Genomic DNA, 13,014 nt, shown 5'->3' with positions numbered 1-13,014 from the left:
GCGCGCCGGGGGCTTGTTATGGGCCTGGCGCTGTGCCTGCCTTTGACCGCTGGAACAGCTTTGGCCCAGTCAACGGCTATTGGAACACCCGCGCCTTTCAATCTGTCTCTCGGCCAGGAAATGCAGATTGGCGCGCCGCAAAGTGGCATTCTGACGATCCAGCCTGACCGTCTCTTCTCCGAAAGCGCCTTTGGCCAGCGCGTCACGCGTGAGCTGGAAGGCGAAGGTGCCGTGCTCACCGCCGAGAACCGCCGTATCGAAGCAGAGCTGCGCGCCGAAGAGCAGGACCTGACTCAGCGGCGGCCCTCTATGGAGCCCGAGGCGTTTCGCACGCTTGCGGATGCCTTTGACAAAAAGGTGCAGGAGACCCGGCGCACGCAGGATCAGAAACTGCGCGAGATCACTCAAATGGGCGAAACAGCCCGCCGGGAGTTCTTTGTGGCCTCTTTGCCTATCCTTCAGGGGATCATGCGTGACAGCGGCGCCGGTGCCATTCTGGATAACTCTTCGGTTTTCCTCAGCTCTGAGGCCGCGGATGTGACGGATCTTGCGATCACGCGCATCGATGCCGTTCTGGGAGACGGGGCAGACCTTGAAAGCCAGTCGTCTGACCAGTGAAACAGGTCTGACCGGTGCCTGACATCGGCGCGGTGCGCTTGCTCAGACCGTTCCCGCTTGGTAGTGACGCAGGACATATAAAAAAACGGGATACCCGCCATGACCGCCGATCTGAAAAGTGCCGATATTCATCTGATCCAGCGCATTCTGCCGCATCGTTACCCGTTCCTGCTGGTCGACAAAGTGATCGAAATCGACGGTTACACCTCGGCGCATGGGATCAAGAACGTCACCATGAACGAACCGCATTTTCAGGGCCACTTCCCCGGCACGCCGATCATGCCGGGCGTGACCATCGTCGAGGCGATGGCGCAAACCGCCGGCGTCATGCTGGGTGTGGGCATGGATATGGTCGATACCGACCTGCTGATCTACTTCATGAATATCGACAAGTGCAAATTCCGCCGCAAGGTGATCCCGGGCGACGTCCTGGACATGCATGTCGAAACCCTGCGCGGGAAGAAAGGTGGCAAGATCTTCAAGTTCAAGGGCGTTGCCTCGGTCGATGGCGAAACCGCTGCCGAGGCTGAATTCTCGGCCATGGTCGACATTCAGAAGGATTGATCGCGATGAGCCAGATCCATCCGTCGGCGGTGATCGAACCGGGCGCCACCATTGGTGAGGGCTGCGAAATCGGCCCGTTCTGCATGGTCGGCGCTGACGTCACCCTTGGCGAAGGGGTGGTTCTGAAATCCCATGTGGTGGTCACTGGCGAAACCGAGATCGGCGCAGAGACGACGGTGTTCTCCTTCGCAGTGATCGGTGAGATTCCGCAGGATCTGAAGTTCAAGGGAGAGAAAAGCCGGACCGTGATCGGTGCGCGCAACCGGATCCGTGAACATGTGACCATCAATGCCGGTACCGAAGGTGGCGGCGGGGTGACCCGGATCGGCGATGATGGCTTGTTCATGGCCGGTTGCCACATTGCCCATGACGCGCAGATCGGGGATCGGGTGATCGTGGTCAATTCTGCCGCCGTCGCAGGTCATTGCGTGATCGAGGATGATGTGATCATCGGTGGTCTTTCGGGTATCCACCAATGGGTGCGTATTGGGCGCGGCGCTATCATCGGCGCGGTGACCATGGTCACAAATGATGTGATCCCCTACGGGCTGGTACAGGCCCCGCGCGGAGAGCTGGACGGGCTTAACCTGGTCGGCCTGAAACGCCGCGGTGTGTCGCGGGCAGATATCACCGCCCTGCGCGCCGCCTTCCAGATGCTGGCACAGGGGGAGGGCACCTTTCAGGAACGCGCCCGGCGCCTTGGTGAGGAAACCGACAGCGCTTATGTGCAGGAAATCATCGCCTTTATCACCGGTGCAAGCGACCGGTCGTTTTTGACACCAGGGGGATGATCGCATGATCGCTCTGATCGCGGGGCGCGGTGCGCTGCCGCTTGAAATCTGCAATCGCCTGTCCGAACGACCGCTGGTCTGCGCCATGGCGGGGTCCGAGCCGGATGCGCTTGATCCGGAAATTACCTTTCGGCTGGAACAGCTGGGCAGTTTCCTCGCCCGGCTGACGTCCGCAGGCGTAACGGAGATTTGCCTGGCGGGGGCCGTGTCGCGCCCGGCCATTGATCCTGCGGCTATCGATGCCGAAACCCTGCCGATGGTGCCGGTGTTGCAGGCTGCGCTTGGCGCCGGGGATGACGGCGCATTGCGGGCGATCATGGAGCTGTTTGAGTCAGCAGGCTTTGCGGTACGGGCTGCGCATGATGTGGCGCCGGATCTATTGATGCAGCCAGGGGTGCCGACCCGTATTCAGCCAGGTGAGCTCGACAAGGCAGACGCGGCCCGGGGAACAGAAATCGTTGCCGCGATGAGCGCGGCTGACATTGGCCAGTCCTGCGCGGTGCGGTCGCGGCAAGCGGTTGCCGTGGAAACGGTCTTTGGCACCGACTGGATGCTGGAAACCTTGATCCGCCGTCCGGACGGGCAGGGCGGAGTGATGGTCAAGGCGCCGAAGACAGGACAGGACCGGCGCGCCGATCTGCCCACCATTGGCCCTGCCACGGTGGAAAAGGCCGCAGCAGCCGGTCTGTCCGGCATCGTGCTGGAGGCCGGAGGCGTGATCGTGCTGGAGCAGGAGGCGGTGATTGCCACCTGTGACCGTCTGGGCCTGTTCCTGTGGCTGCGCGACGCGGCATGAGCCTCCGGGTCTTTATCCTGGCCGGGGAGCCTTCGGGGGATCGGCTGGGCGCGGCCCTGATGGAAGGGCTGAAAACGCTAGCGCCCGATGTTTCATTTGAAGGGATTGGCGGTACCCTGATGGCTGAGCAAGGGCTGCAGTCCCGGTTTCCGATGGACGAGCTGTCCGTCATGGGCCTGGCCGAGGTTCTGCCGAAATACCGCCATCTGAAACGCCGTATCCGTGAAACCGCCGATGCGGTGATCGCCATGCAGCCTGATGTACTGATCACCATCGACAGCCCGGATTTCTCGCTGCGCGTGGCGCGGCTGGTGAAACAGGGCAGCGACATCCGTACCGTGCATTACGTGGCACCGTCCGTCTGGGCCTGGCGACCGGGCCGGGCGCAGAAGATGGCCTCCTGCATCGATCACGTGTTGGCGCTGCTGCCGTTCGAGCCGCCCTATATGGAAGCTGCCGGGATGGACTGCGATTTTGTCGGCCATCCCGTAGTAGCAGAGCCAAAGGCGACGGCAGAGGAAATCGCCGCGTTGCGCCAGACCTGCGACCTTGGCGAGGCGCCGATCCTATTGGCCCTGCCGGGATCACGACGGTCAGAAGTGGGGCGCTTGGCGCCCGTCTTTGGCGCGGCGCTGGGGGATTTCGCGGCGGCCTACCCCCAATACCGAATCGTGGTACCGACCGCCGGTCCGGTGGCTGAATTGGTGCGCCAGCACGCCAAAGATTGGCCACAGGGCACTGTGTTGCTCGACCCGACCGGTCTTGACCCGGCTGTTGCCGAGGCGCGCAAACGAGCGGCCTTTGCCGCGGCGGATCTGGCGCTTGCCGCTTCGGGCACCGTGTCGCTGGAGCTAGCCGCCGCGCGCACGCCCATGGTGATCGCCTATCGCTTCCAATGGCTGACCTGGCAGATCATGAAGCGCATGGCCCTGATCGATACGGTCACACTCGTCAATCTGGTGAGCGAGACCCGCGTTGTGCCGGAATGCCTTGGGCCAGATTGCACCCCGTCGCGGATCGCCGGGGCGCTGGCAGATGTCCGTGCCAACCCTGAGGCGCAGCAGGAAGCCATGTGGCTCACCATGGAGCGTCTGGGCGAGGGCGGGGAGGCTCCGGGCCTGCGCGCCGCCCGCGCGGTTCTGGCGCGCCTTTAGTAGCCGCGCCAGATCCAGCCGCCGCCAAAGATGCGGCTACTTTCGGTGTCGTAGAAAACGCAGGCCTGTCCGGGCGATACGCCTTCTTCGGGCGTCAACAGCTCAACCTCGGCCGTGGTTTCGGACAGCGGACGGATAATCGCCTCACGCGGGGGGCGGGTCGAGCGGACTTTCACCGCGACATGCCATTCCTTCCGACTGGTAAAGGGTTCGTCGCCCAGCCAGTTGATTTCCCGCACAGGCACGATTCGGGTGGCCAGCATGTCCTTGGGGCCGACGACCACCTGTTTCTTGTCCACATCAAGCCGCACCACATAGAGCGGCTCGCTGAGGCCACCGATGCCCAGGCCGCGGCGCTGGCCGATGGTATAGTGAATTACCCCGGTGTGCTGGCCCAGAACGCGTCCGTCCGCATGAACGATCTCGCCCGGATCAGCCGCGCCGGGGCGCAGTTTCTCGATCACGCTGGCATAGTTGCCATCGGGCACGAAACAGATGTCCTGACTGTCGGGTTTGTCGGCGACCGCAAGGCCGTAGCGGGAGGCCATCTCGCGGGTGGCATCCTTGGAGGGCAGATGCCCTAGCGGAAAGCGCAGATAGTCCAGCTGTTCCGGCGTTGTTGAAAAAAGGAAATAGCTCTGATCCCGGTTGGCATCCTCGGCCGAATGCAGCTCGGGGCCGTTAGGGCCCATCTTGCGCTGGATATAGTGACCCGTCGCCATGCAATCGGCCTCCAGATCCTTTGCTGTCTCCAGAAGATCCTTGAATTTGACCCGTTCATTGCAGCGGATGCAGGGCACTGGCGTCGCCCCGGCCAGATAGCTGTCGGCAAATTCATCGATAACCGCATCCTTAAAAATGTTCTCATAGTCGAGAACATAGTGCGGGAATCCGCGCTCTTCGGCGACTCGCCGCGCATCGTGAATGTCGATCCCAGCGCAGCATGCGCCCTTCTTGGCTAGGGCCGCGCCGTGGTCGTAAAGCTGCAGCGTGACGCCCACCACATCATAGCCCTGATCGGCCAAATATGCAGCAACAACAGAGCTGTCGACGCCGCCGGACATGGCAACAACCACCCGCGTTTCCGAGGGCGGTTTGGCAAAGCCAAGCGAATTCAGCGGGCCATCGGTATCCAGCGCCATAGGGCGACTCCTTAGTTCAAGGGAAAGGCGTTGCAGAATATAGGAAAATCCTAACGACTCTCAAGTGTGTGGTTCACGCGCCATTAAGGACAATGGGGGAAACCTGCTCACGAAGCTAATTACGCAGATCCTCACAAGGATAAAGCAATGTTCTTGAAAAAAGTAGATGGACCACGGGCTGTGACCTTGCCGGACGGCTCCGTTATGACCCGTGCAGACCTTCCGCCCAAAACGACAAAACGCTGGGTTGCCTCGCGCAAGGCCTCGGTGGTGAGGGGCGTTCTTTATGGATTGCTGCCACAAGGGGAAGCACTGCGTCTTTATGGTCTCAGTGAAGAAGAATTCCGCAGCTGGGTTGCTGCGGTTGCCGATCACGGCGAAGAAGCGTTGAAAACCACCCAATTGAAGAAATTTCGTAAGCCTTAGTGCTTAATACTAACCTTTTGCTCCGCCTACCCAGTGCCATTTTGTGCTAAAACAACACCGAACGGTTGATTTGATGTTGAGTTTTAACGATCATGGTAACGGGGCATTAACTATTTTCCAGCAAGGTTAACAGCGACCTGAGGGAAACAGGATACAGGCGGAGAAAACGAACATGCGCATTCTTCTTGTTGAGGATGATCCTACAACTGCAAAAAGCATTGAGTTGATGCTGACCCATGCCAACCTGAACGTCTATACGACGGATCTGGGCGAGGAAGGCATCGATCTGGCGAAGCTTTACGATTACGATCTGATCCTTTTGGATCTGGGACTGCCGGACATGAACGGGCACGAAGTGCTGCGCCAATTGCGCATGGCACGTATTGAGACGCCCATTCTCATCCTGTCTGGTGCTGATGATACAGACAATAAAATCAAAGGCTTCGGTTTCGGCGCTGATGATTACCTGACCAAGCCGTTCCACCGTGAGGAACTGGTGGCACGGATCCACGCGATCATTCGCCGCTCCAAAGGTCACTCCCAGTCGATCATTAAGACCGGCAAGATCTCGGTTAATCTGGATGCAAAAACCGTTGAGGTTGACGGCAAGGCCGTTCACCTGACCGGCAAAGAATACCAGATGCTGGAATTGCTCAGCCTGCGGAAAGGGACCACCCTGACCAAGGAAATGTTCCTGAACCACCTTTATGGCGGGATGGACGAGCCCGAACTGAAAATCATCGACGTTTTCATCTGCAAGCTGAGAAAGAAACTCAGCACTGCAACAGGCGGTGAAAACTACATCGAAACGGTCTGGGGCCGGGGCTATGTGCTGCGCGATCCGCAGGACGATCAACTCGGTGGCGGTGCCGAACAACGGATGGCAGTCGGCGCCTGATCGGCGACCCATTCGAATTGTAACTCTTTGTTGGGGGCGGATATCTGCCCCCAATCATAATGGCATGTGCTGTTAACCAAAGGCGTGTGTCGTTAACCATGTGGCTGCGCCATTTACCATGTGCGCGCCACGCCAATTTTGATTTTCGTGAGTAAGGTTCTGTACGGGCCTTGGCTCAACCCGCTGCGGCGGGATTTTTTGTGTTTGATGGGACGCCAAAGCCCTCTTGCTTCTCTGGACGTGGCAGGTTCTGCGGCCTATCACCTAGTCTGAAGCAAGACGGGGCAAACGCGTGACACAAAGCCAAGACAGCGATCCGAAGAGTCTTTCCAAAGAAGACGCCCGCCAGGAATTCCTGGCCTTGCAGGAGAAACTGCAAACCGCCGATCTTGCGTATCACCAGGAAGATGCGCCGATCATTTCGGACGCCGAATACGATGCGGCGAAGCGGCGGTATGTTGCTTTGACGGAAGCATTTCCGGCGTTGAAGGACGAGGCGTCTCAGCTGAATACCGTAGGGGCGCCCGCAGCCTCTGGCTTTGGCAAGGTGGCGCATAGCGTGCCGATGTTGTCGCTGGGAAATGCGTTTGAAGACAGTGATGTAGAAGATTTTGCCCGCAGTATTCGAAAATACCTGGGTCAGTCCGAGGATACTCCGCTCAGCTTTACCGCCGAGCCAAAAATCGATGGTCTGTCTCTTTCTCTGCGCTATGAAAACGGTGTGCTGATACAGGCCGCCACCCGCGGTGATGGATCGGTGGGCGAGAACGTCACCGAAAACGCCCGCACCATCGCCGATATTCCGCAGCAGATCGCAGATGCGCCCGCAGTGCTGGAGGTGCGCGGCGAAGTCTACATGAGCCATGAGGCTTTTGCCGCCCTGAACGCCCGGCAGGAAGAACGCGGCGGCAAGACATTTGCCAACCCGCGCAACGCGGCGGCAGGGTCCTTGCGTCAGCTGGATCCGGAAATTACCCGCTCCCGCCCTTTGCAGTTCTTTGCCTATAGCTGGGGCGAGCTCTCTGAACCTCTTGCGGAAACGCAGTTCGAGGCGATGAAACGATTGGAAAGCTTTGGCTTTACCATCAATCCCCTGACCAGGCTGTGCCCCACTGTGGACGAGATGATCGCGCATTACCGGAGCATCGAGGAACAGCGGGCCACGCTGGGCTACGATATCGACGGTGTCGTTTACAAGGTGAATGACATGGCGCTGCAGGGGCGGCTGGGTTTCCGCTCCACCACGCCACGCTGGGCGATTGCGCATAAGTTTCCCGCCGAACTGGCCTGGACCCGGCTTGAAGCCATCGACATCCAGGTTGGCCGCACCGGTGCGCTCAGTCCCGTTGCGCGGCTGACCCCCGTGACCGTCGGTGGGGTGGTTGTCTCGAACGCAACCCTGCACAACGAGGATTACATTCGCGGCTTTGACTCCAAAGGCGAAGAAATCCGTGGCGGCAAGGACATCCGCATCGGCGACTGGGTGCAGATCTACCGCGCTGGTGATGTGATCCCCAAGGTGGCGGATGTGGACCTCACCAAGCGGCCCGAGGGTGCAGAGCCGTATGCCTTCCCGCATATCTGCCCGGAATGCGGATCCGATGCGATCAGGGAAGAGGGCGACGCGGTGCGTCGCTGCACTGGCGGCCTTATCTGTCCGGCGCAAGCTGTTGAAAAAATGAAACATTTCGTTTCCCGCGCCGCCTTCGATATCGATGGCCTTGGCAACAAGCAGGTCGAACAATTCTACGGCGACGAATGGATCCGCGAACCTGCCGACATCTTCACTCTGCGGGATCGCTTTGGCTCTGGCATGCAGCAGCTGAAAAATCGCGAAGGCTGGGGCGAAAAATCGGCCACGAACCTGTTTGATGCCATCGACGACAAAAGACAAATCCCATTGGCCAAGTTCATCTTTGCCCTTGGTATTCGCCACGTCGGCGAGGTCGGTGGCCGCGATCTGGCGCTGCATTACGGCGGTTGGGAAGAGCTGGTTTCGGCGCTTGATACCGCGCGTCCGGCGGCGCTGGCGCATCGGGCGGCGGATGAGGCGGAAGAGGCCGAACGCATCGCCGCCGCCGAGGAAGGGCGCCGCGCCCGGATCACTGACACCCGCGCCGCTGCGGTCAGCGCTTGCGACGTGCCCGAGGCAGCGCAGGCGGCCTGGGACGATCTGGTTGGCGCGGACGGGATGGGTCCCATTCTGGCCCTGTCTCTGTCCGACGCGCTTGCCAACCCCGAGGAACGCGCCGCGATTGACCGGCTGACCGCACATCTGACGATTATCCCGCCCGATGCGCCCGCGGCCGAAAGCCCGGTGTCCGGCAAAACGGTGGTCTTCACCGGAACGCTGGAAAAGATGACACGGGCCGAGGCCAAAGCGCGGGCTGAGGCGCTGGGGGCAAAGGTCTCCGGCTCGGTCTCCAAGAAAACCGATATCCTTGTGGCGGGGCCCGGCGCCGGGTCCAAGGCAACCAAGGCGGCAGATCTTGGGATCAAGGTTCTGGATGAAGACAGCTGGCTGGAGCTGATAGAACAGTCATGAGCGGGCGTCCCGAGATCCTGTTTCCCCTGTTTTCAGGGCTGGAAAAACTGCCAGGGATTGGGCCGAAGACGGCCCAAAACCTGGAGCAGATCCATATAGAAACGCCGCGTGACCTGTTGTTTTCATTGCCATACTCGGTACAGGATCGCCGTCGTCGCGATACGGTTTCCGGGTTGGAGCTGCCGACCGTTGCCACGGTTGAAGTCACCATCGGCGCCCATAGGCCGCCGCGCAATCGCGGGGGCGCCTACCGCATTACGGTGACGGATGCGGAGACGGATTTTCAGTTGGTGTTCTTTCACGGACGCAGCCGTTACCTGGAGGCGCAGTGCCCCGAGGGATCGCGCCGTCTGGTGTCGGGCAAGCTGGAGCTGTTCGACGGTATCGCGCAGATGGTGCATCCCGATCACATGGTGCCAGTCGAAGAGGCCGCGACGATCCCCGAGTTCGAGCCAGTCTATCACTTGACCCATGGGGTGTCGCAGAAAACCATGTTCAAGGCGCTGCGCGGCGCATTGGATCTGGCGCCGGAACTACCCGAATGGATCGACCCCGAGCAAGTCAAACGCGAAGCCTGGCCTTCATGGGACGAGGCGATCACCACGGCGCATGAGCCACAAGGACAGGAGGATCTGTCGCCTGATGCTCCGGCGCGGGCGCGTCTGGCCTATGATGAGCTGTTCGCGCATCAGCTGACGCTGGCGCTGGCCCGGCAATCCGAACGCAAATCCCGTGGCATCCAGAGTCAGGCCACCGGGCGTTTGCAGTCCCGTGTCCTGTCGGCGTTGCCTTATCGCCCCACGGGGGCGCAGACCCGCGCGATCGAGGAAATATCCGCCGATATGGCCTCGGACAGGCGGATGAACCGGCTGCTGCAGGGCGATGTGGGCGCGGGCAAGACGCTGGTGGCGCTGATGGCGCTTCTGGTTGCGGTTGAGGCAGGCGGGCAGGGCGTGATGATGGCCCCGACCAGCATCCTCGCGCAGCAGCATTACGACGGGCTGCGCCCCCTGGCCGAAGAAGCAGGCGTGGTTCTGGAACTGTTGACCGGCCGCGACAAGGGCGCCGAGCGCAAGGCCAAGCTTGCAGCGCTACAGCGAGGTGATATCCAGATTCTGGTCGGGACCCATGCGGTTTTCCAGCAGGATGTTCATTTTGCAGATTTGCGGTTGGCCATCGTAGATGAACAGCATCGGTTCGGCGTTCGTCAACGTATGGAACTGGCAGAAAAGGGCATGGGCGCCGATGTTCTGGTGATGACCGCGACTCCCATTCCACGCTCACTGGCTCTGGCCCAATACGGCGATATGGATGTTTCGGTGCTGGATGAGAAACCCCCGGGCCGCAAGCCGGTCAAGACGGCTGTGATCAGCACGGAACGGACCGAAGAGATTGTCAGCCACCTGCGCCACGCCATTGAGGAAGGGCGGCAGTGCTACTGGGTGTGCCCCTTGGTCGGCGAATCCGAGGTCATGGACCTGACCGCTGCAGAAGAACGGTTCAAGCTCTTGCGCGCCGCCCTTGGCGAAGGCGTGGTGGGTCTCGTGCATGGGCAGATGCCGGTTGGGGAAAAAGATGCGGCCATGGCTGCCTTTCAAAGCGGTGAGACCAAGGTTCTGGTGGCGACCACGGTGATCGAGGTGGGCGTCAACGTGCCCAATGCCTCGATCATGGTGATCGAACGGGCCGAAATCTTTGGCCTCGCACAGTTGCACCAGCTGCGGGGGCGGGTCGGCCGTGGCAGCGCCGAATCCACCTGCCTGTTGATGTACCAGCCACCGCTGAGCGAGGGAGGCCGCCGACGGCTGGAGGTGCTGCGCGAAACCGAGGATGGCTTTCGCATTTCCGAAACCGATCTGGAGATGCGCGGTGCCGGTGACATGATCGGCACAGCCCAATCCGGTCTGCCGCGGTTCAGGATTGCCGATCTGGAACGGCAGGCACCATTGATGGCCGTAGCGCAAAGCGATGCGCGCGCATTGCTGGCCAAAGACCCCGATCTGACCGGCCCCCGGGGGCAGGCCGCACGCGTTCTGCTGTGGTTGATGAAGCAGGATCAGGCGTTCCGTTTAATTTCAGTGGGTTAACCTGTTTCGTTCCTATTGAAATCGGTTTTGTTCCAAAAAGTTCGCAAATGTTCTCATAAAGTTCTTTACTTGCCGTTCGCAACATGAGAACAAAGAGGCAACAAGAACGCGCCCAAGCGCAAACACAGCGAACAGACCGGAGGAACGATAATGATTGCACAGTTGAAAACGACCCTTCAAAACGCCCAATCCACCCTGCTGCAGGACGCGATTGGTGCGGGCGCCCTTACGGTCATGCTGGTGGCGGCGCTGCACCTTCCGGGATCTTTCTAAGCCTGACACAATCCTGAATTCGATCTTGGCTCTTCATGGTGGTCGCACTGCATCCTGTCCCGAACCGATGAGGGGAACACCTGCCTGTACCCATCCCCGTCCGGCCTTGCCTGATTGCCGGAAAGCGTGACCCGTCCCGCATGAAGAACCAGAGTTGCCGCCACCATCTGCCCGGATGTGTGGCGGCTTTTTTTATTGCGTAAATATTTAGTTGCGCGGGGTTTTCGTCTGTTTCTGGGATCCGTGTAATTGGGCTTCAGGTCGTAAAGGCCATCCGCAGACCACCCCAATGGCGACCGCCCACGGTAATGGGCGCCGACAGGTCCTTCATCATGACGAAGTCGCCGCCGCCCATGTCGCGCCGGTAAACCTGCATCAGGAAGGGACCTGTGTTGCGTCCGGCCTTGAGCCCGACACGATCATCGAAAATCCGCCGGTTGCGGCAGTTGGCCATGTTCCAGTCAGGATCTGCGCTTTGCGGTTTGGAAAATTTCTTGTTGTGGGTCGGAAGGTATCCGTTGACGTCCACTGCTGCGGAAAAGACCACGCGCGGATCCAGATCCAGGGCGGCCTCTAGCAGCGGCGGCAGGACGCTGTCGGTGAACTTGGTGAAACGGGTCATGACCTGTGTCGGATTGGTGTTGGGGATTGGAACATAGGTCCGGTCGAACAGATCTGCCTGCGAAATCCGGCTGCTGGTCAGGCCCTCTTCGAATAGCCTGCCAATCTGGGCCGCCATGTCGGTGACAAATGCGATGAACATCTTGTCCCCGGATTGGCCGCCAAGAGCGACCGTGCCCTGAACAAGACGTTCAGAGGAAAGAATAAGATTTTCAACACGGTGGTGGGTCTTTTGAATGTCGGCAGTGGTATTCTGAACAGAATGCTTGATCCGGTTGATGTTGGGAAAACACGCCTCCATCGCGTCGCGCACGGTCGTGGCATCGGTCAGAATCCGGCCGGTTTCGCTGTTCACGTTCTGGGCGTCTTTTTCAATGCCAGCCAGCGACGCGTCGGTATCTCGGGCGCGGTCCAGGATTTGTTTGGCGGATTTGGATATCGTCTCAGTCTCTTCGTCCAGAGTCCGGATCCAGCTGTAAAGCGTTTCGATATTTGTGCTGATCTCCCGTGCCGCGCGTTGGGTGCGTTTGGACAGATCATTGATCGCCTCTGCAACGACTGCAAATCCCCGCCCGGCATCGCCTGCGCGGCCCGCTTCGATCTTGGCATTGATGGCCAGAATGTTCACCTGCGCCGCGATCGAAGTGATGATCTCGTTGTCCTTACGCATAGCGTCAACGGTGTTGCTGACGTCCTCGGTCCGGCTGTTGAGATCCTGCACCCATTCGGCAACCTCCTGGCTGCGGCCGCTGCTTTCGCGGACGAGGGCTACGGATTCTCTGGCTGACTCCAGCGTCTTCTGGGTTGATAGAGAGACGGCGCCCACGGTCTCCATGACCTGCGCATTCGATCTAACAACCCGCTCGGCGCCTCGGTCCAATTGGTCAAGATCTTCAAGTTGGGTTTTGGATTTACTCTCGATCGTGTCCAGAAACCCGGCAATGTCGACGATTTCAAAACCGAGCTGGGAAGAGATTTCGGCAAGATCGTTCAGATTGGCGTCCGCAACTGATGGCGCCTGAGTGTCTTGTTTTTGCAGCATTTAGGGACCCGTTTACTCGTTCACAGTCAACAAGTAGCCCAAGTGTTATAAAATTAT

The 13,014-nt window shown here is 59.9% G+C and carries 12 protein-coding genes; 10 read left to right on the top strand and 2 right to left on the bottom strand.

What is annotated here, in order from left to right:
* Nucleotides 1–18: 18 nt before the first annotated feature.
* The 5 genes from SM766_RS01580 to lpxB all read left to right on the top strand — a co-directional run bounded on the left by SM766_RS01580 (nucleotide 19) and on the right by lpxB (nucleotide 3,923).
* Nucleotides 19–618, top strand: coding sequence for an OmpH/Skp family outer membrane protein (locus tag SM766_RS01580; RefSeq protein WP_490363340.1), 600 nt, complete (start codon nucleotides 19–21; stop codon nucleotides 616–618).
* Nucleotides 619–717: 99 nt separating this feature from the next.
* Nucleotides 718–1,182, top strand: a complete 465-nt coding sequence (fabZ, locus tag SM766_RS01575) for a 3-hydroxyacyl-ACP dehydratase FabZ (protein WP_065273432.1) — start codon at nucleotides 718–720, stop codon at nucleotides 1,180–1,182.
* 5 nt (nucleotides 1,183–1,187) lie between these two features.
* Nucleotides 1,188–1,973 (top strand): acyl-ACP--UDP-N-acetylglucosamine O-acyltransferase, encoded by a 786-nt coding sequence (lpxA, locus tag SM766_RS01570; protein WP_274832145.1) that lies wholly within the window; start codon nucleotides 1,188–1,190, stop codon nucleotides 1,971–1,973.
* Nucleotides 1,974–1,977: 4 nt separating this feature from the next.
* A complete protein-coding gene (locus tag SM766_RS01565) occupies nucleotides 1,978–2,769 on the top strand; it encodes an LpxI family protein (RefSeq protein WP_065273434.1) in 792 nt (263 codons plus the stop codon).
* The gene (gene lpxB, locus SM766_RS01560) at nucleotides 2,766–3,923 is read left to right on the top strand and encodes a lipid-A-disaccharide synthase (RefSeq protein ID WP_368946672.1); all 1,158 of its coding nucleotides are present in this window, start codon (nucleotides 2,766–2,768) and stop codon (nucleotides 3,921–3,923) included. The genes SM766_RS01565 and lpxB overlap by 4 nt, the downstream gene beginning before the upstream one ends.
* On the opposite strand, the gene mnmA is transcribed toward lpxB, so the two are convergent.
* Nucleotides 3,920–5,065, bottom strand: coding sequence for a tRNA 2-thiouridine(34) synthase MnmA (mnmA, locus tag SM766_RS01555; protein ID WP_065273436.1), 1,146 nt, complete (start codon nucleotides 5,063–5,065; stop codon nucleotides 3,920–3,922). The genes lpxB and mnmA overlap by 4 nt on opposite strands.
* A 147-nt stretch (nucleotides 5,066–5,212) precedes the next feature.
* Between mnmA and sciP the strand changes: the two genes are divergently transcribed.
* The 5 genes from sciP (at nucleotide 5,213) to SM766_RS01530 (ending at nucleotide 11,294) form a co-directional block, all read left to right on the top strand.
* Nucleotides 5,213–5,491, top strand: a complete 279-nt coding sequence (gene sciP / locus SM766_RS01550) for a CtrA inhibitor SciP (RefSeq protein WP_065273437.1) — start codon at nucleotides 5,213–5,215, stop codon at nucleotides 5,489–5,491.
* A 172-nt stretch (nucleotides 5,492–5,663) separates the two neighbouring features.
* Nucleotides 5,664–6,389 carry a response regulator transcription factor CtrA gene (ctrA, locus tag SM766_RS01545; protein ID WP_065273438.1) on the top strand — a complete coding sequence of 242 codons (726 nt, stop codon included), beginning with the start codon at nucleotides 5,664–5,666 and terminating at the stop codon, nucleotides 6,387–6,389.
* 292 nt (nucleotides 6,390–6,681) lie between these two features.
* Nucleotides 6,682–8,934 (top strand): NAD-dependent DNA ligase LigA, encoded by a 2,253-nt coding sequence (ligA, locus tag SM766_RS01540; protein WP_368946671.1) that lies wholly within the window; start codon nucleotides 6,682–6,684, stop codon nucleotides 8,932–8,934.
* Nucleotides 8,931–11,021, top strand: coding sequence for an ATP-dependent DNA helicase RecG (gene recG / locus SM766_RS01535; protein WP_368946670.1), 2,091 nt, complete (start codon nucleotides 8,931–8,933; stop codon nucleotides 11,019–11,021). The genes ligA and recG overlap by 4 nt, the downstream gene beginning before the upstream one ends.
* A 150-nt stretch (nucleotides 11,022–11,171) precedes the next feature.
* On the top strand, nucleotides 11,172–11,294 hold the full coding sequence (locus SM766_RS01530; protein WP_274831152.1) for a hypothetical protein: 123 nt from the start codon (nucleotides 11,172–11,174) through the stop codon (nucleotides 11,292–11,294).
* Nucleotides 11,295–11,550: 256 nt separating this feature from the next.
* Here SM766_RS01530 and SM766_RS01525 read toward each other — a convergent pair whose 3' ends face one another.
* Complete coding sequence (locus tag SM766_RS01525) at nucleotides 11,551–12,957, bottom strand: methyl-accepting chemotaxis protein (RefSeq protein ID WP_368946669.1); 1,407 nt, start codon at nucleotides 12,955–12,957, stop codon at nucleotides 11,551–11,553.
* Between the last annotated feature and the right edge of the window lie 57 nt (nucleotides 12,958–13,014).

The organism is Pseudophaeobacter sp. A-200-2 (genome assembly GCF_041008815.1).
Classification (GTDB): domain Bacteria; phylum Pseudomonadota; class Alphaproteobacteria; order Rhodobacterales; family Rhodobacteraceae; genus Phycobacter; species Phycobacter gallaeciensis_A.
The sequence above is the reverse complement of the archived record's forward strand: the minus strand, read 5'-3'. Positions and strand labels throughout refer to the sequence as shown.

What these genes read in the sequence shown, in the direction of transcription:
- SM766_RS01580 (WP_490363340.1), top strand. Translation starts at nt 19, where the DNA reads ATGGGCCTGGCGCTGTGCCTGCCTTTGACCGCTGGAACAGCTTTGGCC.
- fabZ (WP_065273432.1), top strand. Translation starts at nt 718, where the DNA reads ATGACCGCCGATCTGAAAAGTGCCGATATTCATCTGATCCAGCGCATT.
- lpxA (WP_274832145.1), top strand. Translation starts at nt 1,188, where the DNA reads ATGAGCCAGATCCATCCGTCGGCGGTGATCGAACCGGGCGCCACCATT.
- SM766_RS01565 (WP_065273434.1), top strand. Translation starts at nt 1,978, where the DNA reads ATGATCGCTCTGATCGCGGGGCGCGGTGCGCTGCCGCTTGAAATCTGC.
- lpxB (WP_368946672.1), top strand. Translation starts at nt 2,766, where the DNA reads ATGAGCCTCCGGGTCTTTATCCTGGCCGGGGAGCCTTCGGGGGATCGG.
- mnmA (WP_065273436.1), bottom strand. Translation starts at nt 5,065, where the DNA reads ATGGCGCTGGATACCGATGGCCCGCTGAATTCGCTTGGCTTTGCCAAA.
- sciP (WP_065273437.1), top strand. Translation starts at nt 5,213, where the DNA reads ATGTTCTTGAAAAAAGTAGATGGACCACGGGCTGTGACCTTGCCGGAC.
- ctrA (WP_065273438.1), top strand. Translation starts at nt 5,664, where the DNA reads ATGCGCATTCTTCTTGTTGAGGATGATCCTACAACTGCAAAAAGCATT.
- recG (WP_368946670.1), top strand. Translation starts at nt 8,931, where the DNA reads ATGAGCGGGCGTCCCGAGATCCTGTTTCCCCTGTTTTCAGGGCTGGAA.
- SM766_RS01530 (WP_274831152.1), top strand. Translation starts at nt 11,172, where the DNA reads ATGATTGCACAGTTGAAAACGACCCTTCAAAACGCCCAATCCACCCTG.
- SM766_RS01525 (WP_368946669.1), bottom strand. Translation starts at nt 12,957, where the DNA reads ATGCTGCAAAAACAAGACACTCAGGCGCCATCAGTTGCGGACGCCAAT.